Source organism: Alsobacter ponti, assembly GCF_024294805.1.
In the GTDB taxonomy this organism is placed as follows: domain Bacteria; phylum Pseudomonadota; class Alphaproteobacteria; order Rhizobiales; family Beijerinckiaceae; genus Alsobacter; species Alsobacter ponti.
In genome coordinates this window covers 18,598-39,624 of record NZ_JANCLU010000013.1, presented here as the reverse complement: position 1 = coordinate 39,624, position 21,027 = coordinate 18,598, and the positions used below count along the sequence as shown (strand labels likewise).

The following is a 21,027-nucleotide window of genomic DNA, read 5'->3' as shown; positions in this document are numbered from 1 at the left end:
CGAACGCCATGCCGCGCTCGACCGCATGTGTCCTGTCTCTCGCGCTCGCGGCCGTCCTGGCCGGGGCGCTTTCGCATGCGCCGGCCGCGGCGCAGGACCGCAAGAAGCGCGTCGAGCTGTGGGACATTCCCATCGGCGCGACCGCCGGGGCGCTTCCCGACGAGGCGTTCGCCGACTTCGCGTGCGGCACCAACGGCGGCCCGCCCTCGGTGCGCCTGTCGCGCTTCGCCGATTTCATGAAATGCCGCCCGGAGCCGAACGGCCTGCGCGAGGTCTATGTCCGCTACGACGACGAAGTCGAATACTGGGCGCGGGCGCACGGGCAGAAGGCCATGGCCGACCATTTCGGCGGCACGCGCATTTCCGTGCATCCGGCCGTCGTCTCGGTGCTGTTCGACGCCTCGGGGGTCGTGCGGCAGCTGCGCGCCGTCACCGACGATCGCGTCTCGCTGCACGACCGCGCGGGCGCCCACGCCATGGCCACCGAGGTCCGCACCGTGTTCGGCCACGAGGGATGGACCTGCGTCGACCTGCCGCCCGACATCGGCGAGGAGGCGATCGGGCCGGACTTCGTCAAGCGCAGCTGCGAGAAGCTGGCGCCCGAGGGCCGCGTCACCACGCTGGCGCATTTTTTCCGCAAGGCGGGCCAGAACGAGACCGACCCGCACACCGGCGCGGTGCTGCGCGGCCAGTTCAAGAGCTGGGCCAAGGTGGAGCTGACCGACCCGACATTCGATGCGCAGGCCGCCGCCCCCTCCGCCCCGGCCTCCGGGCCGGTCGCGCGGGCGCCCGCCGTCGGCGCGCCGGGGGTGACGCCACTGGAGGCGTTCAGGTCCGCTGCCACGAAAGACTGCCCGGGGTGCGACCTCGCCGGCGCCGACCTGCGCTTCCGCGACCTCGCCGGCGCGAACCTCGCGGGGGCGAAGCTCGCGGGCGCGAACCTGCACGGGGCGCGGCTGGCGCGCGCGGACTGCAGCGGCTGCGACCTGCGCGGGGCCCGGTTGAAGCGCACCGAGGCCGCCGGCGCGAATTTTTCGCGGGCCGACCTGAGCGACGCCATCCTCCACGCCGCGGTTCTGCGCGAGGCGGATTTCTCCGGCGCGGACCTGTCGCGCGCCAACCTCAACAGGGTGCAGGCGGTGCGCGCCCGCTTCTCCGGCGCGACACTGACGGAGGCGATGGCCTACGCCGCCGATCTCGCGGGCGCGGATGTCTCGGGCGCGCGCCTGCCGCGTGTCATGGCCGGGCAGGCGCGGCTGCGTCAGGCCAATCTCGCCGGGGCGGCAGCGCAGGAGGCCGACCTGCACGAGACTGACCTGACCGGGGCGACGCTGGACGGCGCGACGCTCGACGGCGTTTTCCTGGAGAAGTCCAATCTGCGCGGCGCGCGGTTCGTCCACGCCGCCATGCGCGAGGCGAAGATGCCGTGGGCGGACCTGCGGGAAGCGGACCTGTCCGACGCCAATCTCGTCGAGGCCAATTTCTACAAGGCGGACCTGCGCACCGCGGACCTGAGCCGGGCCGACCTCTCCGGCGCGGTGCTGCGCCGGGCGTTCATCGGCGAGGCGAAGCTCGAGGGCGCGAAACTCACCCGGGCCGAAATGCCGGACGGCGACATCCACGAGTGATCCCTGGCGGCAAGCCGTGCTTGCCGAGCCGCCGCCACCGGCCCCATGCTCGTTTCGCGGAAACGAATCAGGGGGCTGACATGAGGCGCGCGTGGGTTGCGGCGATCTTTCTCGCGGGACTGGCGGGCGCGGCGACGGCGCAGACGACCACGCCCCCCGCGGCGACCCTTTCGACGGACGAACTGCGCGCCCTGGTGGAGGCGACCCGCGCCACCGCGCAGGCGGCGCGCGAGAACGTCGACTACTCGCGCGTGGTGCCCGACATCCTGACCCAGATCCTGGCAAAGCTCGACAAGATCGAGGACAAGCTGGGCCGTATCGAGGACGCCCAGAAGGCCGCTTCCCGGCGGGCCAGGTGAGCGACGCCGGCTCGGCTCGCGCCGGAGAGGCCGCGCCGTGACGGCGATGCAGTTCGCCGTGCTCCCCTTCCGCTGGCGCGAGGGGAAGTTCGAGGTGATGATGGTCACCTCGCGGGAGACGGCGCGCTGGGTGACCCCGAAGGGGTGGCCCATGGCGGGCTTGTCCCCCGAACGGGCGGCGGCGCGCGAGGCGTTCGAGGAAGCCGGGCTGCTCGGCGTCGTCAGCTCCCGGCCCGTGGGCGGGTTCACCTACTGGAAGATTCTGAGCGGCGGCAAGCGCCTGCTCTGCACCGTCCTCGTCTATCCGCTGCTCGTGACCGAGGAACTGGCGAAATGGCCGGAGCAGCGGCAGCGGCGTCGCGCCTGGTTCACGCCGGACGAGGCGGTCGAGCGGGTCGACGACGCGCTGCTCGGCGACATCATCCGCCGCTGCGAGGCCGACCCGACGCTGACGGACATCATCGCGCGCGCCGTCCGGGCTCGCGGACCGGCCAAGCGGAAAAAGCGCGCGCCCAAGGTCAAGACCAAGGCAAAGGCCAAGCCGAAGGCTAAGCCGAAAGCCAGGTTGAAGTCGAAGGTCAAGGTGAAGGCGAAGGCGAAGGGCAAGCCAAAGCCGGACGCCAAGCCCGGCATTGGGACCGAACAAAAGGCCAAGACCAAGGTCAAGCCCGGAGCGAAGAAGGCGAAAGCCCGGGCGAAGGCGGCGCCGGGACCGGCAGAGGCCAAGGCCAAGCCCGGCAAGCCGAAGGCCGGCAAAAAGCGCGCGGCCCGGCCGAAGCCCGCCAAGCGTAAGCCGAAGGCGAAGAAACGGGCTGCACGCCAGGGTTGAGGCCGCCTTCGATCTGACGCCAAAACGGGCATGAACTGCGGATTTTTCGGTCATCGCCCTGCGCAGGGCGGCTCTGCAAACGATTTGGCTTGCAATATCGCAGCGCACAAACTAGGTAAGCGTCAGTGACGTTTCGACGTCGCTTGCCCTCTTTGGGCGTTTCCTCCCTTGACTTGTCAGGCCGCCTTCGGGCGGCCTTCTTTTTTGGGGCGGCCCGCGAAGGGCGTCTTTCCTTTCCCGGCCGATCCTCTAGCGTGGCGGTTCGGCGCGGCTTTCGCTTCGCCTGCCGGGGGAGCGCATGACGAGACCGATCGCCGTTCTGGCCGTCGCGGCCGCGCTGGCCGGGCCGGCCGCGCCGGTCAGCGCCCACGACTGGTACACCGGCTTTTCGCATCCGCTCACGGGCGAGCCCTGCTGCAATGTCGACGACTGCAAGCCCGTCGCGTCCGACGCGGTGCGCTCGACGCCGAAGGGCTGGATGGTGGTCGAGACCGGCGAAATCGTGCCCTATCGCGAGGCGCTGCGCTCCGAGGACCGGGACTTCCACCTTTGCCGGAAGGGTGGCTGGAAGGAGCAGCGCTTCCCCGGCCCGCTCGTCTGCCTGTTCGCGCCGCCCATGGCGTTCTGACCTCGAAAGCGCGTCCGCCCTGCGGAAAGAGCATGGCTGCGCGGCCTTGTTCGCATTAGAACCTCCGCCGGGGGCGAACGCACGAAGAGACAGAGGATCGGAATGAGCCAGGCGGTGGCGGGCGCGCGAGGCGACCTGCGGATCATGACGCTGGTCGGCGGCGCGCACTTCGTCAGCCACTTTTTTCAGCTCGTGCTGCCGCCTTTGTTCCCCCTGATGCGGGCCGACCTCGGCGTCAGCTTCACCGAGCTGGGCCTGGTGGTGGCGGCGTTCTACGCGACGTCCGGCGTCGGCCAGGTCGTCGCCGGCTTCGTGGTGGACCGCGTCGGGCCGCAGCTCGTCCTTCCCGCCGGGATCGCCATGCTGGCCGGCGGCATGCTGCTGGCCTCCGTCGCGCCGGCCTTCTGGCTTCTCGTGCCCGCCGCCGCGTTGTCGGGCGCGGGCAACAGCGTCTTCCACCCCGCCGATTACGCGGTGATGACCGCGCGCATTTCGCCGCGCCGGATCGGCCGCGCCTACAGCGTCCACACGGTCACCGGCACGATCGGCTGGGCCGCCGCGCCCGTGACCATGCTGCTGCTGGCCTCGAGCTTCGGCTGGCGCGCGGCGCTGCTCGCCGTGAGTCTCGCCGGCCTTGTGGTCGCGGCGCTGGTCGCCCTCGACCGCCGCGAGCTGACGGTGGGCGCCGCGGCGCGCCACCTCGGGCAGGACGGCCAGTCGAGCCGGTCGCTGCTGCTGAGCGCGCCGATCCTCGCCTGCCTGCTCTATTTCGCCCTGCTGTCCGTCGCCCAGGTGGGGACGCAGAACTTCCTGCCCTCGCTGCTGCCCGGCGCGCAGGAGGTGACCTACGCCTTCGCCGCCGCCGCGACGACGATCTATCTCAGCGCCAGCGCCGTGGGAGCGCTGTTCGGCGGCTGGCTCGCCGACCGCACGGCCGGCCACGAGCGCATCGTCGGCGCGGGACTGGCGAGCGCCGGCGTTCTCACCCTGCTGATCGGCTTCGTGGCGCTGCCGCAAAGCGTGCTGGTCGCCGCCGTTCTGATCGCCGGCTTCTTCACCGGCATGACCATCCCCTCGCGCGACATGCTGGTGCGCGCCGCCGCGCCGCCGGGCGCGACCGGCAAGGTGTTCGGGTTCGTCTATTCGGGCCTCGACATCGGCGCCACGATCTCGCCGCTGGCGATCGGCCTGTTCATCGACCACGGGCGCATTCCGCTCGCCTTCGCCTTCATCGCCGCCGCGCTGCTCGCGACGGTGACGAGCGCGTTCGCGGTGAAGCGCCAGGTGAAGGCGCGCCCCGCCCGATCGTGACCGTGGCGGGGCTTGCTCCGGCGGGCCTCCCGGCCCATTGATCGGAGCCGACGCCCGCCTGTTCCGAGTCGCGATGAGTTCCGTGCGCCCTTTCGTCCTTGCGATCCTGCTCGGCCTCGCGCCGGCCCTGGCCGGCTGCGTCGAGACGCCGCGCCCCGATCCGGCCCTCGACGTGCCAGCCGCGTATCGCGCCGCGCGGGACACGAGCGCGCCGTTGCCGCGCGCGGCGTGGTGGACGGCGTTCCGCTCGGCCGAGCTGACGCGCATCGCCGAGGCGGCGGAGGCGGGCAATCTCGACATCGCGGTCGCGGTGGCGCGCATCCGCCAGGCGGACGCGCAGGCCCGCGTCGTGGGAGCGGCGCTGCTGCCGACGCTCGACCTCTCCGCCTCGGCGGCGCGCAGCCGTTCGGCCGATCTCAGCGGACGCGGCAGCGAGGGCGCCAACCGCTTCGGCACGTCGCTCGCCGCGCGCTACGAGCTGGACTTCTGGGGCCGTGCCCGCAGCGAGACGGAGGCCGCCGACCAGCTCGCCCGCGCCAGCCGGTTCGACCGCGACACCGTGGCGCTGACGGCGACATCCTCGGCGGCCGGGAGCTACATGCGCATCGTCGCCGCGCGCGACCGCAAGGCGATCGCCCGTCTCAACCTGGAGAGCGCGACGCGCGTCCTCACCATCATCCGCGAGCGCCTCGCCGTGGGCACCGCCACGGCGCTGGACCTCGCCCAGCAGGAGAGCGTCGTCGCCAGCCTGCGGGCCGAGATCCCGCCGCTCGACCAGATCATCGAGCAGGAGATCGCCACGCTGGCGGTGCTGGTCGGCCGCGCGCCCGAGCGGCTGAGCGTGCGCGGCGCCAGCATGGACGCGCTGGCGGTGCCGCGCGTGGGGGCGGGCGTGCCCTCGGCGCTGCTCGCCCGCCGGCCCGACATCGCCGCCGCGGAGGCGCGCCTCGAGGCCGCGCACGCCAATGTGAACGCGGCGCGCGCGGCGTTCTTCCCCACCATCAGCCTCACTGCGGCGGGCGGCATCGAGAGCCTGGCGCTCACCTCGCTGTTCCAGCCGGGCGCGGCGTTCTACGCCATCGGGGCGGGCCTCGCGCAGCCGATCTTCGACGGCGGCCGGCTGCAGGGCCAGTTCGACATCCAGGAGGCGGCGCAGGAAGAGTTGCTGCAGGCCTACCGCGCCGCCGTTCTCAACGCCTTCGCCGACGTCGAGCGCGCGCTGATCGCCGTGCGCCAGCTCGCCGAGCAGGAGCGGCTGCAGCGCGAGTCCCTTGCAAGTTCGCGCCGCGCCTACGATATCGCGGAGCAGCGGCTGCGCGAGGGCACCGTCGACCTGGTCACCGTGCTGAACACGCAGACCACTCTGTTCCAGGCGCAGGATGCGCTGACGCGGGTGCGGCTGGCGCGCTTCCTCGCCTCGGTCTCGCTTTACCAGGCGCTGGGCGGCGGCTGGACCGTCGCGCAGGGGCGCGCGGAAACCGCGGCTCGGTGATATACCCAATCGAGGCGGACCCGGCCGGGGCGACCGCCATTCGCCCGGAGGGCGCAACCGCATGGCCAGGACCTGGCGCGTCACCATCCCGCTCGTCACGCTGGTCGTGGCGGGCGCGCTGCTGACGCCGCTATTCGTCGATACCGGTTTCGGCCCGCAGCGCCAGAACCGCCGCCGCGAGGCGCAGGACCCCGTGTCCGTGCTCGCCACGCCGGCGCGACTGGCGGACGTCCCTGTCTATATCGACGGCGTCGGCACGGCCCGGCCCGCCGCCACGGTCACCGTGCGCCCGCAGGTGGACGGCCTGCTCCAGAAGGTGCTGTTCCGCGAAGGGCAGGACGTCAAGAAGGGCGACGTGCTCGCGCAGATCGACCCCGCGATCTACCAGGCCCAGCTCGACCAAGCGCTCGCCAAGAAGGCGCAGAACGAGGCGCTGCTCGAAAACGCCAAGCGGGACCTCGAACGCTACGTGCGCCTCGCCGAGACCAACTCCGTCACCCGCCAACAGGCCGACACGCAGCGCTCGACGGTGGCGCAACTCGAGGCGCAGCTGAAGTCCGACCAGGCCGCGATCGACAGCGCCCGGGCCTACCTCGCCTACACCAGGATCGTCGCGCCCATCGACGGGCGGACCGGCATCCGCGCCCTGGACGAGGGCAACCTGGTCAAGCAGTCGGACGCGGCCGGCCTCGTCACCATCTCGCAGGTCAGCCCCATCGCCGTGGTGTTCAGCGTGCCGCAACAGCAATTGCCGCGCATCACCAAGGCGTGGAGCGCCGGCAAGGTGCCGGTGGATGCGATGGACGCCGACAACAAGGCCCCGCTCGAATCCGGCGAACTGCAGGTGATCGACAACCTCGTCGACCAGACCACCGGCACGGTGCGGCTGAAGGCCGAGTTCCCCAACCGCGACATGGCGCTGTGGCCGGGCGCGTTCGCCAATGTCCGCCTTCTGGTCGACACGCTGGAGGGCGTGGTGGTGGTGCCGACCGCCGCCGTGCAGCGCGGGCCGAAGGGCGCGTTCGTCTACGTGGTGAAGCCGGACTCGACGGTGACCGTTAGCCCGGTGATGGTCGGCCAGCAGGACGACGTGCAGACGGTAATCGCGTCGGGGCTCGCCGCCGACGAGAAGGTGGTCACGACCGGCTTCGCGCGTCTGGCCGAGGGCACGCCGGTGACGGTGGCGGCGCCGGAGCCGCTGCCCGAGCCCAACGCCACGCCGACCGTCTCGCGCCGCCAGCAGCGCCAGCAGCGCCAGTCCGGGCAGGGCCAGCGCCGGCCCGACGCCGCGCAGGGCCAGCCGGCCCGTCCCGCCGACGCGGGCCCGCGAGCGGAGGCGACCCCCGCGCCGAGCGCCGGAACGGTGCGGTGAGCATTTCCTCGCCCTTCATCCGCCGGCCGGTCGCGACCTCGCTGATCGGCGTGGCGGTGATGCTGGGCGGTCTGATCGGATACTGGCTGCTGCCCGTCTCGTCGCTGCCGCAGGTCGATTTCCCGACCATCCAGGTGACGACGCAACTGCCCGGCGCCAACCCGGACACGATGGCCGCGCTGGTCACCGCGCCGCTGGAACGCCCGCTCGGGCAGATCCCCTCGCTGGCGGCGATGACCTCGCAGAGCGCCTTCGGCATCAGCCAGATCACGCTGCAGTTCCAGCTCGGCCGGGACATCGACGCCGCCTCGCAGGACGTGCAGGCGGCCATCAACGCCGCCGCCTCGACGCTTCCGCGCACGCTGCCTTATCCGCCCACCTACGCCAAGGTGAATCCCGCCGACGCGCCCATCGTGACGCTGGCGCTGTCGTCCTCGACCTACTCCCTGCGCCAGCTCAGCGACATGGCCGACACGCTGATCGTGCAGCGGCTGAGCGAGGTGACCGGCGTCGGCCATGTCGCCGTCCAGGGCGGCGTGCGCCCGGCCGTGCGCGTGCAGGCGGACCTGTCGCGCCTGGCCAGCTACGGCATCGGGCTGGAGGACATCCGCACCGCCATCGTCAACGCCAACGTGGCCGGGCCGAAGGGCGCGCTCGACGGCGTCCACCAGTCCTACACCATCGCCGCCAACGACCAGATCGGCGCGGCCGACGCCTACCGGCAGATCGTCGTGGCCTACCGCAACAACGCCCCGGTGCTGCTCGCCGACGTGGCCGACATTGTGGAGGGGCTGGAGAACGCCCGCGTCGGCGGCTGGTACAAGGGCCAGCCGGCGGTCATCCTCGACATCCTGCGCCAGCCCGGCGCCAACGTCATTGAGACGGTGGAGCGCATCCAGCAGGAGCTGCCCCGGCTCGAGCGGATGATCCCCGCCGCCGTGGCGCTCGACGTGGTGCACGACCGCACCGGCGCGATCCGCGCCTCCATCGAGGAGGTGCAGTTCACCCTCGCGCTGAGCGTCGCGCTCGTCATCCTCGTCGTGCTGCTGTTCCTGCGCACCGCGCGGGCCACGCTGATCGCCGGCGTCACGCTGCCGCTGTCGCTGGTCGCGACGTTCGGGCTGATGTGGCTCGCCGGCTTCAGCATCGACAACCTCTCCCTGATGGCGCTGACCATCGGAACCGGCTTCGTCGTCGACGACGCCATCGTGATGATCGAGAACATCGTCCGCCACATCGAGGCGGGCGAGAGCCCGCGGCAGGCGGCGCTGGAGGGCGCGCGGGAGATCGGCTTCACCGTGGTGTCGCTCACCGCCTCGCTCGTCGCCGTGTTCATCCCGCTGCTGTTCATGACCGGGCTGGTCGGCCGCATGTTCCGGGAGTTCGCGCTGACGCTGACCATCGCCGTGGTGGCCTCGATGGTGGTGTCGCTGACGCTGACGCCGATGCTGTGCGCGCACATCCTGCGCGCCGGCCATGACGGCCGCCGCTGGCTTCCGCTGCGCGCCTTCGACCGCGCGTTCGAAGCCATGACGGAGGCCTATCGCGCCAGCCTCGGCTGGACGATGCGCCACCAGGGCGTCATGCTCGCCTCGCTCGCGGCGACGCTCGCCGCCACGGTGTGGCTCTACGTCGCCATGCCCAAGGGCTTCATGCCCGTCCAGGACACCGGCCTGATCACCGCCGTCACGCTGGCCGAGCCCACGGTCTCCTTCGAAGGGATGCGCGCCGTGCAGACGCGGGTCGCCGACGCGGTGCGCGCCGATCCGGCCGTGCAGGCGGTCGCTTCGGTGATCGGCGTCGGGCCCGCCAACCTCACCGCGAACACCGGGCGGCTCACCGTGGTGCTGAAGCCGCGCGGCGAGCGCGACGCCGCCGGCCCGGAGCTGATCGGCCGGCTGCAGCGGCGGGTGGCCGGCATTCCGGGCGTGTCGGTGACCTTCCAGCCCGTGCAGGACGTGCAGATCACCACGCGCACCAGCCGGGCGCAGTACCAGTACAGCCTGACCGGGGCCAGCACGGCCGAGGTCACCGACTGGGCGGACCGGCTGGCGCGCGAGCTCGGCCGCCGCCCGGCGCTGCGCGACGTCGCCTCGGAGGCGCAGGCGGGCGGGGCGCGGCTGTTCGTTAAGATCGACCGCGAGAAGGCGGCGCGGCTCGGCGTGTCGGTGCAGGCGGTCAACGACACGCTCAACAGCGCCTACGGCCAGCGGCAGATTTCCACCATCTACGGGCAGGCCAACCAGTACCGGGTGATCCTGGAGGCGCAGCCGCGCTACCAGTCCGACACCGGGTCGCTGGCGCAGCTCTTCGTGGCGTCGTCGAGCGGCGCGCAGGTGCCGCTGAGCGCCTTCGCCGAAGTAACGCAGGTCTCTGCGCCGCTGGTGATCGGCCACGACGCGCAGTTCCCCGCGGTCACGGTCAGCTTCAACGTCGCGCCGGATGCGTCGCTGGGCGAAGCGGTGGCGGAGATCGCGGATGCCGAGCGCGCCATCGGCATGCCCGACACGATCATCCGCCGCTTCACCGGCGACGCGGCGGAGTTCGCGCGCTCGCTGGCCGGCGAGCCGTGGCTGATCCTGGCCGCGGTGATCACCATCTACATCGTGCTGGGCGTGCTCTACGAGAGCGCCATCCACCCGCTGACCATCCTGTCGACGCTGCCCTCGGCCGGCGTCGGCGCGCTGCTGGCGCTGATCCTCACCGGGCTGGACCTGTCGGTGATCGCGCTGATCGGCATCGTGCTGCTGATGGGCATCGTGAAGAAGAACGCGATCATGATGATCGACTTCGCGCTCGACGCGGAGCGCGAGCAGGGGCTGTCCCCGCGCGAGGCGATCGCGCAGGCGTGCCTGCTGCGTTTCCGGCCGATCATGATGACCACCCTGGCCGCCCTGTTCGGCGCGCTGCCGCTGGCGCTCGGCGCGGGCCAGGGGGCGGAGCTGCGCGTGCCGCTCGGCGTCAGCATCGTCGGCGGGCTGCTGCTGAGCCAGTTGCTGACGCTCTACACCACGCCGGCCGTCTACCTCGCGATGGAGGGCCTGAAGCGCCGGCTGCGGCCGCAGCTGCCGGACGCGCACGGGCCGGCGCGACCGGCCCGGGACGCGGCGGAGTAGGCCATGCGCCTCTCGGAAACCTTCGTCCACAGGCCCGTGGGGGCGACGCTGATCGCCATCTGGATCGTGCTCGTGGGCGTCGTCGCCTACCACGCGCTGCCGGTGGCGAGCCTGCCCACGGTGGAGCTGCCGACCATCTTCGTCACCGCCTCGCGCCCGGGGGCGGACCCGGTGACGATGGCGACCACCATCGCCGCGCCGCTGGAGCGCCGGCTCGGGGCCATCGCCGGCGTCACCGAGATCAGCTCGTCCAGCTCGCTGGGGCAGACCGGCATCTACATCCAGTTCGACCTGTCGCGCGGCATCGACAGCGCGGCGCGCGACGTGCAGGCCGCGCTCAACGCGGCGATGACGGACCTGCCGAGCGACCTGCCGTCTCGGCCGAGCTTCCGCAAGGCGAACCCCAACTCGTCGCCCATCCTGATCCTCGCGCTGACCTCGAAGACCGTGCCGCCGAGCGCCCTCTACGACATCGCCGACTCGGTGCTGGCCCAGCGCATTTCGCAGGTGGCGGGGGTCGGGGAAGTCAGCGTCAGCGGCGCGGAGCAGCCGGCGGTGCGCGTGCGCGTCAACCCCGCGCAGGCCGCCGCCATGGGGCTGAGCCTGGAGACCGTCCGCACCGCCATCGCCAACACCAACGCGCTCGGCCCGGTCGGCTCCATCGACGGGCCGGAACGGTCATGGTCGATCGACACCAACGAGCAGCTTCGCCGGCCGCCGCAGTTCGGCAATCTGGTGGTGCGCAGCAAGAACGGCGATCCCGTGCGCCTGTCCTCGGTGGCGCAGGTGGAGGAGGGGGTGCGCAACACGCGCTCGGCCGCGTGGTTCAACGGCGAGCCGTCCATCCTCATCAACGTGACCAAGCAGGCCGACGCCAACGTCATCGACACGGTGCACGAGATCCGCGAGCTGATGCCCCAGCTCGACCGCTGGATCCCGGCCGGCATCGAGGTCTCGGTGCTGGCCGACCGCACCGGCACGATCCGCGCCAGCGTCGAGGACATGGAGTGGACGCTGGGCGCCACCATCGCGCTGGTGATGGGCGTGGTGTTCGTCTTCATGCGGCGGCTGACGCCGACGGTGGCCGCCGGCGTCACCGTGCCGCTGTCGCTGGCCGGGACCTTCGCGCTGATGTGGGCGGTCGGCTACTCGATCGACAATCTCTCGCTGATGGCGCTGGCCATCGCGGTCGGCTTCGTCGTCGACGACGCCATCGTCATGGTCGAGAACATCGACCGCAACATCGCTGCCGGGATGACGCCGATGCAGGCGGCCAAGGACGGCTCCCGGCAGATCGGCTTCACGCTCGTCGCGATCAGCCTGTCGCTGGTCGCCGCGTTCATCCCGCTGCTGCTGATGGGCGGCGTCCAGGGCCGCTATTTCCGCGAGTTCTCGATGGTGCTGGCCTTCGCCATCGCCATCTCGACGCTGGTGTCGCTGACGCTGACGCCGATGATCTGCGCCCGCTGGACGCCGCGCCGGCCGCGCCCGCCGAACCGGCTGGACCGGATCGCCGACGCGGCGCTCGCCGCGCTGCTGCGCTTCTACGCGCGCACGCTGCGCGCCGTGCTGAACCACCGTCCCGCCGCGATGATCGTGTTCGCCGCCACCGTGGTCGCGGCGGTGCAGCTCTACATCGTGACGCCGAAGGGCTTCTTCCCGCAGGACGACACCGGGCTGGTGTTCGGCTTCACCGAGTCGTCGACGGACGTCTCGTTCCAGGCGATGGCCGAGCTGCAGCAGCGCGCGGCGGAGATCGTGCGCGCCGACCCGGCCGTTTCGGGGGTGGGCTCGTCGGTCGGCGGCGGCGGCTGGAGCGGCGCGGTCAACACCGGCCGCATGTGGATCAGCCTCAAGCCGCTGGCGGAGCGCAAGCTGACCTCGCTGCAAGTGGTCGAGCGCCTTCGCAAGTCGCTCAACGCGGTATCGGGGCTGTCGGTTTGGATGTCGCCGGTGCAGGAGCTGCGCATCGGCGCGCGCAGCGGCCGCTCGCCCTTGCAGTTCACGCTGTGGGGACCGGATTTCGAGGAGTTGCAGCGCATCGGGCCGCTGGTGGCGACGCGGCTGCAAGGGCTGGAGGGGCTGGTCGACGTCAATTCCGACGCGCAGCCCAGCGGGCTCCAGGCCAACGTGGTGATCGACAGGCCGACCGCGGCGCGGCTCGGCGTGCGCATGCAGGACATCAGCAACGCGCTCAACAACGCCTTCGCGCAGCGGCAGATCTCGACCGTCTACACCCCGCGCAACCAGTACCGCGTGGTGCTGGAGGTGGGGCAGGACTACCGAAGCGACCCGTCGGACCTCGATGCCATCCACGTCACCGGCGCGGGCGGCAAGGAGATCCCGCTCGCCGCCGTGGCGAGGGTCGAGCGCGGCACGGCGCCGGTCTCCGTCAACCACCAGGGCCAGTTCCCGTCGGTGACTGTGACCTACGCGCTGCGTCCGGGCGTCTCGATGGACGACGCCGCGGAGCGCGTCCGCAAGGCGGTGGAGGAGATGCACCTGCCGGAGTCGATCCGCGCCGACTTCGCCGGCGACGCGAAGGCGTTCCGGCAGGCGGCGGGCAACCAGCCCGTGCTGATCCTGGCCGCGCTGATCGCCGTCTACATCGTGCTGGGGGTGCTCTACGAGAGCCTGATCCACCCGCTGACGATCGTCTCGACGCTGCCGGCGGCCGGCCTCGGCGCGCTGCTCGCATTGCAGGCGACAGGATCGGAACTGTCGATCATCGCGTTCATCGGCATCATCATGCTGATCGGAATCGTCAAGAAGAACGGCATCATTCTCGTCGATTTCGCGCTGGAGGCCGAGCGCGAGCGCGGGCTCGACGCGGCGGACGCCGTCTACGCGGCCTGCCTGGAGCGCTTCCGGCCCATCCTGATGACGACCCTGGCGGCAATGCTGGGCGCGCTGCCCCTGGTGCTGGCGACCGGCGCGGGCTCGGAGCTGCGCCGCCCGCTCGGCATCACCATCGTCGGAGGCCTCGCTTTGTCGCAGGTGCTGACGCTGTACACGACCCCGGTCGTCTACGTGCTGTTCGACCGGCTCCGCGCACGGCTGGGGAGGCGCCGCGCGCCAGCGCCCGTCCCGGCGGAGTGACCATCGCGCAAAATCGAACAAACCCGCGAAACAACGGGCCTCCCAAGGCGTTGCCGAGGCTGGATAGCCGAAGGAGGACGACACGATGGACAAGCAGCACATCAAGGGCGCCATGGACAAGGCCAAGGGCGCGGCCAAGGACGCCGTCGGCAAGGTGACCGGCGACGACCGCATGCAGGCCGAAGGCAAGATGGACAAGGCCAAGGGCGAAGCCCGCCAGGCCGTCGGCGACGTCAAGGACGCCGTCCGCAAGTCGACCCGCTGAGGCGGGTGTCCCCGGGGCCGCGCGCCCCGGGGACTTAGCCGGCGCTTGATCCGCGCCGCGCCCTGTGGTCCGGTTCCGCTCCCCCCGGCGGAATCGGCGAATGTCTCCAGACCAGCTCAAGTCCGAAATCGCGCGCCGCTACGGCACGCCCTCGCTCGTCGTCGACCTCGACGTCGTTGAGCGCAACATCGCGCGCGTCCAGGCGCTGTGCGACGCAGCCGGCGTCGCCAACCGGCCCCACATCAAAACGCACAAAAGCCCGGTGATCGCGAAGATGCAGCGCGACGCCGGAGCCCGAGGCATCACGTGCCAGAAGCTCGGCGAGGCCGAGATCATGGCCGAGGCCGGCCTCGACGACATCCTCATCAGCTACAATTTGATCGGCGAGGAGAAGACCGGCCGGCTGGGCGCATTGCTCCGGCGCGCCGACGTCATCGTCGCGGCCGACAACCCGGTCACCGTCGCCGGCCTGCCGCGCGCCGCCGAGATCGCGGGACGCGAGCTGAAAGTGCTGGTCGAGATCGACACCGGGCGCAAGCGCGCCGGGGTAGAGACGCCGGGCGAGGCCGTCGCCCTGGCCCGCGACATCGCGTCGCGCCCCGGCCTGCGCTTCGCCGGGTTCCTGGCCTATCCCCCCGAGGGCGGGATCGAGGCGACGCAGCGCTTCGTGGACACGGCGGGAGCGGGGCTGCGCGCGGAGGGGCTCGGCATCGAGATCCTGTCCTCCGGCGGCACGCCGAACCTGCTCACGCTGGGCCAACTGCGCGGCGTGACCGAGCACCGCGCCGGCACCTCGATCTTCAACGACCGCATGATGATGCGGGCCGGCGTCGCCACGCTGGCCGACTGCGCGCTGACGGTTCTGGCGATGGTGGTCAGCCGCGCGGGCCCCGAGCGCGGCATTCTGGACGCCGGCTCCAAGACGCTGACGAGCGACACCGGCGGCGGGCTCGACGGGTACGGCCTCATCCTGGAGCATCCGCAGGCCCGCATCGCGAGCTTCGCCGAGGAGCATGGGTTCCTGGACCTCGCCGCCTGCAACGACAGGCCGAAGGTCGGCGACCTGGTGCGCATCGTCCCGAACCATGTCTGCGTCGTCGCCAACATGCATGACCGCTACGTCACGGTGCGGGGCGGCGAGATCGTCGGCGAACTGCCGGTCGCCGCGCGCGGCCTCGTGCGCTGAGGGAGGATCCATGGACACGCATCCCGGACTGCTCGTGCTCGATCCGGGCGACAACATCGCGGTCGCCACCCGCGACCTCGCGGCGGGCGAAAGCGTCCGCGCCGGGGACATCGCCCTGACGCTGGAGCGCGCCACCGCCACCGGCCACAAGGTGGCGGTGCGGCCCATCCGGGCCGGCGAGAAGGTCGTCAAGTTCCGCGTGCCGATCGGCTCCGCGACGCGCGACATTCGTCCCGGCGACTATGTCCATCTCCACAACCTCAAGAGCGACTACATCGCCACCTACACGCTCGACGCGTCGGCGGCGGGGAGCGAGCGGGCATGATCCAGGGCTATCTTCGCCAGGACGGGCGCAAGGGCATCCGCAACCACGTCGCGGTGGTCTATCTCGTCGAATGCGCGCACCACGTTGCGCGGGAGATCCAGGCCCCGTATCGCGATCGCGGCGTCCACGTCATCGGCTTTCCGGGCTGCTACCCGAACGACTACTCGCTGCGCATGCTGAAGGCGTTGTGCACCCACCCGAATGTCGGGGCGGTGCTGATGGTGTCGCTCGGCTGCGAGGGCTTCAACCGGCACGAGCTCTACGAGGCGGTGCGGGAGAGCGGCCGGCCCGTGCGCCTGATCGGCATCCAGGCCGCCGGCGGCACGCGGCGCTCCGTCGAGGAAGGCCGGGCCTGGGTGGCCGACGCGCTGGAGACGCTGAAGGCGACGCCGCGCGCGCCGATGAGCGCTTCGGAGCTGGTGGTCGGCACGATCTGCGGCGGCTCCGACGCGACCAGCGGACTCACCGCCAACCCTGCCATGGGCCGCGCCTTCGACTACCTCGTCGAGGAGGGCGGCGCGGCCATCTTCGAGGAAACGGGCGAGCTGATCGGCCTCGAGTCGCTGATGGCGGAGCGCGCCCGCACGCCGGCGCTCGGCGCGGCCATCGGCGCGTGCATGGAGAAGACGGCCCGCTACTACGCCACGCTCGGGCACGCCAGCTTCGCGCCGGGCAACGCCGACGGCGGGCTCACCACGATCGAGGAGAAGTCGCTGGGGGCGTACGCCAAGAGCGGCCATTCCGCCATCGCCGGCCTGCTGAAGCCGGGCGACGTCCCGCCGGCGGGCGGCCTCTATCTGCTCGACGTGATCCCGGATGGCGAAGTGCGCTTCGGCTTTCCCAACATCAACGACAACGCCGAGATCGCCGAGCTGATCGCCTGCGGCAGCCACGTCATCCTGTTTTCGACCGGGCGGGGCTCGGTGGTCGGCTCGGCCCTGGCGCCCGTCATCAAGGTGTGCGCCAACCCGGCGACCTTCCGGCGCATGGGCGACGACATGGACGTCGACGCCGGCCGCATCCTGGAGGGGCGGGCGACCGTGGACGAGGTCGGGCGCGAGATCCACGAGTTCGTCAAGCGGGTCGCGGCCGGCGAGCCCACCCGGTCGGAAGCGCTGGGCCACCAGGAGTTCATCCTCACCTACAAGAGCTTCGCTCCTCTCGGCCCGGAGTGCCTGCCTGGCCGGTGAGGCGACCCTCTTCTGGCGCGCGGCCGCCGCGCTTATGCTGGCCGCGTAGCGGACGCGGGGACCATGCTGGCTCAGATCCTCCTCGGTGGGGTCGTCACCTCCATCAACATCGTCGTGCAGGCCCTGGCCATGCTCGGGGTCATGGCGGTCGATCAAGGCGACCTGTCGCGGCGGCGGCGGCCGGTGCTCGCCTTCGCCGTTCGCATGGTCGGCGTTGTGACAGTGCTGAACCTGGCCCACCTTGCGCAAATCGCGCTCTGGGCGACCGCCTACCGAATGTTTGGCGTGGTCGTCGATGCAGACCTGGCGTTCTATTTCGCTTTCGTGAATTTCGCGACGCTCGGATACGGCGACATCGTTCCGGCGGAGGGATGGCGGCTCATCGGTCCCGCCACCGCCATCAACGGCGTGCTGATGCTCGGCTGGTCGACGGCGGTGATGATGTGGGTGCTGGCGCGCCACGGCGCGGCGTTTGGGCGGGGTTGAACCGCGCCGCTTCCCCCCGACTTTTCCAAATGAAAACGGCGCCCGGCGCGGGGGACGCGCGGGCGCCGTATCCGTGACGAACCGGTTCAGTCCTTGCCGACCTTGCGGACGGTGCGGCCCTGCGTCTGCGCTCCCGTGCCGGTGCCGTCGCTCGGCGACACCTCCTCGGCGACCTTCGGGTCGCTGAGCTTGTGGCTGGGGGTTTCGGTCGGCGTATCGTTGTCCGGCCGCCCGGCCACCGACGCGCCGGCCATGTAGGACGGCGGATCGCTTGCCGGGAACGACATCTCGGACGCCGCGTCGACAAGGCTCTCGCGCTTGGTGACGCGCTGGAACGCGGTTGTATAGGCTTCGTAGACGCGTTGCCGGGCGTCGCCCGGCACCGGACCGTTGTCGGAGTGGTCGAGCACCTCCATCAGCGCGTCCATCGAGCGCTGCTTGGCGCCCGCCTGGGCGTCGCCGCGTCCGTGCCTTTCCGCCTCGCGGAGGCACTGCTCCAGGGCGTCGTTCTTGGGATGGGTGGACGTGGTCATTGCGAGCCTCCGTCGCGGCCGGTCAGCACGGCGCGATGTCGCGCTCGAGCACCAGTCTCTCGAACGCCTCGTGCTCGCCCTTGATGCGATATTCGGGCTGGCCTTCCGGCGTTTCGGGCAGCAGACGGATCACCTTGAACCGGCTCTGCCGCATCTGAAGGCGCAGGTCCGTCGAGCTCACGATGCGAACATCCTGGCCGATCTGGAACCTGTGCGTGGTCAGCTTTTCCTCCAGCACATGCGTCTCCCGATGAATTCGATGGGGCGGGATGAACCCGCTCAGCGCATGAACAGCCAGAGAAGCACGATCACCGGGATCGGCACTCCGATAAGCCAAAGCAGGGCGGATTTTCCAAGACCCATCGTCGTTCTCCCTCTCTTGACGTATGCAACACCAACTCGGCCGCGCGGTCCGGGTTCCGGTTCAGAACACGGCCTGGCCGGCGATCAGCGCCATCACGAGCGTGACCAGCAGGAGGATCAGCGCGACGACGAACAGGATCTTGGCGATCCGGGCCGTGGCGACCGAGACGCCGGAGAATCCGAAAAAGCCGGCGACGATGGAAATGACGAAGAAGATCAGGGCCCAACGCAGCATGGACGTCTCCTCGCTCGGGCATGCCGCGGGACCGGGAAGCGTCTCGCGCGACGCATGCAGCGGACTGATGGAAGACCGCGCCGACCCCGTGCGGGGCGGGCGCGATCCGTTTCGGCGCGACGGCGCCTGTCGCGAGGAACAATCGTGCCGCGCCGGCGAAGGTTCCGTCAGCTTGCCTTGGGCGCGCCCACCGTGTCGGCCATCCGCGCGCCTCGCGCGCCCAGCGGACGCGGCGCGTCCGTGGTGGTGTCGGCCGCCGTCTGGTGTTCGATCTCGGCGTTCAGCTCGGCGCCGAGCAGGATCACCGTCGTCGACAGCCAGATCCACGTCATGAAGCCGATCACCGCGCCGAGCGAACCGTAGGTCTCGTTGTAGCTGCCGAAATTGGCGGCGTACCACGAGAACAGGATCGAGACGACGATCCAGGCCACCGACGCGAAGGCGCTCCCCCACGTCACCCAGCGCCACTGCGCCCGCTCGCGGCTGGGGCCGTAGCGGTAGATCACCGACAGGGCCAGCGCGATGACGACCAGCAGCACCGGCCAGCGCGCGAGCTTGATCAGCGCTTCCGCCATGGCGCCCAGGCCCACGAACTTCAGCACGATGGGCACCGCCACGATGCCCGCGATCGCCAGCATCATGAACACGATCGCCCCGACCGTGAACGCCAGCGAGGTCGCGTTGAGGCGGATGAAGCTGCGCTTCTCCTCCTCCTCGTAGACGACGTTCAGCGCATCGAAGAGCGCCTTCATCCCGGCGTTGGCGCTCCACAGCGACAGCAGCACGCTGAAGGCGAGCGCCATGGAAAGCTTGTCGTTGCCCTGACTGGCGATGCGCTTGACCTGCTCGCCGATGACATCGATGGCGCCGCCCGGCAGCAGGAAGGAGAGGCTCTGGAGATGCTGTTGGATGGTGCTGGCGTCCGCCACCAGGCCGTAGATGGAGACGAAGGCCGCGATAGCCGGGAACAGCGCCAGCAGGCTGTAGAACGTCACGCCCGCCGCCACCGACAGCAGGCGGTCCTCCTGCATCTCGCTCCAGACGCGAAACAGGATGTCCTTCCACCCCGGAGCGGGGATCTGCGCCGGAGTCGTCGCCGAGCGGCCGCGGTCGCCCTCGCCGCGGGCCTCGTGCGCGTCGCCGCGGCCCTTGCGCGCCGGGCGGGCCGGGCGGGCGGCCCCGCCGCGCGAAAACAGCGTCGCGGCCCCGAGCCCGACGATCAGCGAGGTGAGCCACGAATGTCCGCCGTGGCGGCCGCGCGGGGAATTGATGGGTCGGTCGGTCATGGGTTCGGCCCGCAAAGTGTTGAAAAGTCTCGTGCTGCCAAACGTGCGCCCGCTCCCCTTGTTCCTGGGGCTTTCCTTGCGGGGCGCGGGAGCGAAGGCGCACATCGCGCACGTCGCGGGGCGGCGAATTTGGAGGCCGGCCTTGCGGTTTGCCCGGCGCGGGTTCAAAAGACGCGGCCGTGGCGGCGGGAACGGCGAGGCCGGGCCCGAGCGCCTTTGCGCCCGAAGGACCGACCATGACCTGGAGCCGCCTGATCGCCGTCCTGCTGGTGCTCGCCGCCGGCGCGTGGATCGCTTCCGGCCATTACGGCCTGGGCAAGGCCGAACGCGCACGGCCGGCGTCGGCCCTGACGCCATCCGCCGAAGCGAAGCCGTTCCGCGTCGCCGTCGCGACGGCGGACGTCGTCGAGCGCGCCCGCCGCCTGACGCTGTCCGGGCGCACCGAGGCCGACCAGCGCACCATGGCGGTGGCGCGCGCCAACGGCTTCGTCACCCACATCAAGGTGCAGCGCGGCTCGAAGGTGGCGGAAGGCGACCCGATCGCCGTTCTCTCGGACGAGGCGCGCGAGGCCAACGTGCTGCAGGCGCGGGCCCGGCTGGAGCAGCGCAATGCCGAGTTCGACGCCCGCCGCAAGCTCATCGACGCGGGCAACCTGCCGCGGCTGAACCTCGTGCAGCTCGAGGCGGACCTGCGCTCCGCCGAGGCGGCGTTGGCCCAGGCCATCGCCGAGCGCGACCGCGGCACCGTGCTGGCTCCCATCACCGGCATCGTCAATGAATTGCCGGCGGTCATCGGCCAGGCCATGCAGCCCGGCGCGCCGGTGGCCGAGGTCATCGCGCTCGACCCGATGCTGGCCGTGGTGGAGATCTCCGAGCGCCGGCTGAGCGGGGTCAAGGTCGGGGACGGGGCCGCGGTTCGCCTGGCCACGGGCGTCAACGTGGAGGGCGCGGTGCGCTTCATCTCCAGCAAGGCGAGCGCCCAGACCCGCACCTACCGCGTCGAGGTCCGCATCCCCAACCAGGACGGCGCCATCCCGGACGGCGTCACCGCCGAAGTGTCGCTGCGGCTCGCGCCGACGCCGGCGACGCGCATCACGCGCTCGGCGCTGACCTTCTCGGCCGAGGGGCGGCTTGGCGTGCGCGTGGTGGGCGAGGGCGACGTGGTCGCCTTCGTGCCGGTGTCGCTCGTCGAGGACGAGGCGGAATTCCTGTGGGTCTCCGGCATCAAGGCCGGCGCGCGCATCATCGTGCAGGGCCAGGACTTCGTGAAGGAAGGCCAGCACGTCGAGCCGGTCCCGGCGACGGGCCAGGCGGCGAGCTGAAC

At 71.1% G+C, this 21,027-nt stretch carries 19 protein-coding genes; 15 read left to right on the top strand and 4 right to left on the bottom strand.

What is annotated here, in order from left to right:
- The first annotated feature begins 8 nt into the window (after positions 1 to 8).
- The 14 genes from NK718_RS13875 to NK718_RS13810 all read left to right on the top strand — a co-directional run bounded on the left by NK718_RS13875 (position 9) and on the right by NK718_RS13810 (position 17,286).
- Entirely contained in the window at positions 9 to 1,628 is a 1,620-nt protein-coding gene (locus NK718_RS13875; protein ID WP_254743390.1) for a pentapeptide repeat-containing protein, read from the top strand.
- A gap of 80 nt (positions 1,629 to 1,708) precedes the next feature.
- A complete protein-coding gene (locus NK718_RS13870) occupies positions 1,709 to 1,987 on the top strand; it encodes a hypothetical protein (protein WP_254743388.1) in 279 nt (92 codons plus the stop codon).
- 46 nt (positions 1,988 to 2,033) lie between these two features.
- The gene (locus NK718_RS13865; protein WP_254743386.1) at positions 2,034 to 2,816 is read left to right on the top strand and encodes an NUDIX hydrolase; all 783 of its coding nucleotides are present in this window, start codon (positions 2,034 to 2,036) and stop codon (positions 2,814 to 2,816) included.
- Positions 2,817 to 3,114: 298 nt separating this feature from the next.
- Positions 3,115 to 3,444: a hypothetical protein gene (locus NK718_RS13860; protein WP_254743384.1), complete on the top strand. Its 330-nt coding sequence runs from the start codon at positions 3,115 to 3,117 to the stop codon at positions 3,442 to 3,444.
- Between the two features lie 102 nt (positions 3,445 to 3,546).
- Positions 3,547 to 4,755: an MFS transporter gene (locus NK718_RS13855; RefSeq protein ID WP_254743382.1), complete on the top strand. Its 1,209-nt coding sequence runs from the start codon at positions 3,547 to 3,549 to the stop codon at positions 4,753 to 4,755.
- Positions 4,756 to 4,828: 73 nt separating this feature from the next.
- A complete protein-coding gene (locus NK718_RS13850) occupies positions 4,829 to 6,247 on the top strand; it encodes an efflux transporter outer membrane subunit (protein ID WP_371877286.1) in 1,419 nt (472 codons plus the stop codon).
- A 61-nt stretch (positions 6,248 to 6,308) separates the two neighbouring features.
- Entirely contained in the window at positions 6,309 to 7,619 is a 1,311-nt protein-coding gene (locus NK718_RS13845) for an efflux RND transporter periplasmic adaptor subunit (protein WP_254743378.1), read from the top strand.
- Positions 7,616 to 10,735, top strand: coding sequence for an efflux RND transporter permease subunit (locus NK718_RS13840; protein ID WP_254743376.1), 3,120 nt, complete (start codon positions 7,616 to 7,618; stop codon positions 10,733 to 10,735). Before NK718_RS13845 ends, NK718_RS13840 begins: the two co-directional genes overlap by 4 nt.
- 3 nt (positions 10,736 to 10,738) lie before the next feature.
- Positions 10,739 to 13,834 (top strand): efflux RND transporter permease subunit, encoded by a 3,096-nt coding sequence (locus NK718_RS13835; protein WP_254743374.1) that lies wholly within the window; start codon positions 10,739 to 10,741, stop codon positions 13,832 to 13,834.
- A gap of 85 nt (positions 13,835 to 13,919) precedes the next feature.
- A complete protein-coding gene (locus NK718_RS13830; RefSeq protein WP_254743372.1) occupies positions 13,920 to 14,099 on the top strand; it encodes a CsbD family protein in 180 nt (59 codons plus the stop codon).
- Between the two features lie 100 nt (positions 14,100 to 14,199).
- Positions 14,200 to 15,285 (top strand): D-TA family PLP-dependent enzyme, encoded by a 1,086-nt coding sequence (locus NK718_RS13825; protein ID WP_254743370.1) that lies wholly within the window; start codon positions 14,200 to 14,202, stop codon positions 15,283 to 15,285.
- 10 nt (positions 15,286 to 15,295) lie between these two features.
- On the top strand, positions 15,296 to 15,610 hold the full coding sequence (locus NK718_RS13820) for a UxaA family hydrolase (RefSeq protein ID WP_254743368.1): 315 nt from the start codon (positions 15,296 to 15,298) through the stop codon (positions 15,608 to 15,610).
- Positions 15,607 to 16,800, top strand: a complete 1,194-nt coding sequence (locus NK718_RS13815) for a UxaA family hydrolase (RefSeq protein WP_254743366.1) — start codon at positions 15,607 to 15,609, stop codon at positions 16,798 to 16,800. The genes NK718_RS13820 and NK718_RS13815 overlap by 4 nt, the downstream gene beginning before the upstream one ends.
- A 63-nt stretch (positions 16,801 to 16,863) precedes the next feature.
- Positions 16,864 to 17,286: a potassium channel family protein gene (locus NK718_RS13810; protein ID WP_254743364.1), complete on the top strand. Its 423-nt coding sequence runs from the start codon at positions 16,864 to 16,866 to the stop codon at positions 17,284 to 17,286.
- Between the two features lie 86 nt (positions 17,287 to 17,372).
- Here NK718_RS13810 and NK718_RS13805 read toward each other — a convergent pair whose 3' ends face one another.
- From NK718_RS13805 to NK718_RS13790, 4 genes are all read right to left on the bottom strand, one after another.
- Entirely contained in the window at positions 17,373 to 17,819 is a 447-nt protein-coding gene (locus NK718_RS13805) for a hypothetical protein (protein WP_254743362.1), read from the bottom strand.
- A gap of 22 nt (positions 17,820 to 17,841) precedes the next feature.
- A complete protein-coding gene (locus NK718_RS13800; protein WP_254743360.1) occupies positions 17,842 to 18,057 on the bottom strand; it encodes a hypothetical protein in 216 nt (71 codons plus the stop codon).
- 186 nt (positions 18,058 to 18,243) lie between these two features.
- Positions 18,244 to 18,417, bottom strand: a complete 174-nt coding sequence (locus NK718_RS13795; RefSeq protein ID WP_254743358.1) for a DUF1328 domain-containing protein — start codon at positions 18,415 to 18,417, stop codon at positions 18,244 to 18,246.
- A 167-nt stretch (positions 18,418 to 18,584) separates the two neighbouring features.
- Positions 18,585 to 19,703 (bottom strand): YihY/virulence factor BrkB family protein, encoded by a 1,119-nt coding sequence (locus NK718_RS13790; protein ID WP_254743356.1) that lies wholly within the window; start codon positions 19,701 to 19,703, stop codon positions 18,585 to 18,587.
- 236 nt (positions 19,704 to 19,939) lie between these two features.
- On the opposite strand from NK718_RS13790, the gene NK718_RS13785 reads away from it, so the two are divergent.
- Complete coding sequence (locus NK718_RS13785; protein WP_254743354.1) at positions 19,940 to 21,025, top strand: efflux RND transporter periplasmic adaptor subunit; 1,086 nt, start codon at positions 19,940 to 19,942, stop codon at positions 21,023 to 21,025.
- The last annotated feature ends 2 nt before the right edge of the window (positions 21,026 to 21,027 follow it).

Excerpts from the sequence above, each read along its gene's own strand:
- NK718_RS13875 (WP_254743390.1), top strand. The coding sequence starts at position 9 with ATGCCGCGCTCGACCGCATGTGTCCTGTCTCTCGCGCTCGCGGCCGTC.
- NK718_RS13870 (WP_254743388.1), top strand. The coding sequence starts at position 1,709 with ATGAGGCGCGCGTGGGTTGCGGCGATCTTTCTCGCGGGACTGGCGGGC.
- NK718_RS13865 (WP_254743386.1), top strand. The coding sequence starts at position 2,034 with ATGCAGTTCGCCGTGCTCCCCTTCCGCTGGCGCGAGGGGAAGTTCGAG.
- NK718_RS13860 (WP_254743384.1), top strand. The coding sequence starts at position 3,115 with ATGACGAGACCGATCGCCGTTCTGGCCGTCGCGGCCGCGCTGGCCGGG.
- NK718_RS13855 (WP_254743382.1), top strand. The coding sequence starts at position 3,547 with ATGAGCCAGGCGGTGGCGGGCGCGCGAGGCGACCTGCGGATCATGACG.
- NK718_RS13850 (WP_371877286.1), top strand. The coding sequence starts at position 4,829 with ATGAGTTCCGTGCGCCCTTTCGTCCTTGCGATCCTGCTCGGCCTCGCG.
- NK718_RS13845 (WP_254743378.1), top strand. The coding sequence starts at position 6,309 with ATGGCCAGGACCTGGCGCGTCACCATCCCGCTCGTCACGCTGGTCGTG.
- NK718_RS13835 (WP_254743374.1), top strand. The coding sequence starts at position 10,739 with ATGCGCCTCTCGGAAACCTTCGTCCACAGGCCCGTGGGGGCGACGCTG.
- NK718_RS13830 (WP_254743372.1), top strand. The coding sequence starts at position 13,920 with ATGGACAAGCAGCACATCAAGGGCGCCATGGACAAGGCCAAGGGCGCG.
- NK718_RS13825 (WP_254743370.1), top strand. The coding sequence starts at position 14,200 with ATGTCTCCAGACCAGCTCAAGTCCGAAATCGCGCGCCGCTACGGCACG.
- NK718_RS13820 (WP_254743368.1), top strand. The coding sequence starts at position 15,296 with ATGGACACGCATCCCGGACTGCTCGTGCTCGATCCGGGCGACAACATC.
- NK718_RS13815 (WP_254743366.1), top strand. The coding sequence starts at position 15,607 with ATGATCCAGGGCTATCTTCGCCAGGACGGGCGCAAGGGCATCCGCAAC.
- NK718_RS13810 (WP_254743364.1), top strand. The coding sequence starts at position 16,864 with ATGCTGGCTCAGATCCTCCTCGGTGGGGTCGTCACCTCCATCAACATC.
- NK718_RS13805 (WP_254743362.1), bottom strand. The coding sequence starts at position 17,819 with ATGACCACGTCCACCCATCCCAAGAACGACGCCCTGGAGCAGTGCCTC.
- NK718_RS13795 (WP_254743358.1), bottom strand. The coding sequence starts at position 18,417 with ATGCTGCGTTGGGCCCTGATCTTCTTCGTCATTTCCATCGTCGCCGGC.
- NK718_RS13790 (WP_254743356.1), bottom strand. The coding sequence starts at position 19,703 with ATGACCGACCGACCCATCAATTCCCCGCGCGGCCGCCACGGCGGACAT.
- NK718_RS13785 (WP_254743354.1), top strand. The coding sequence starts at position 19,940 with ATGACCTGGAGCCGCCTGATCGCCGTCCTGCTGGTGCTCGCCGCCGGC.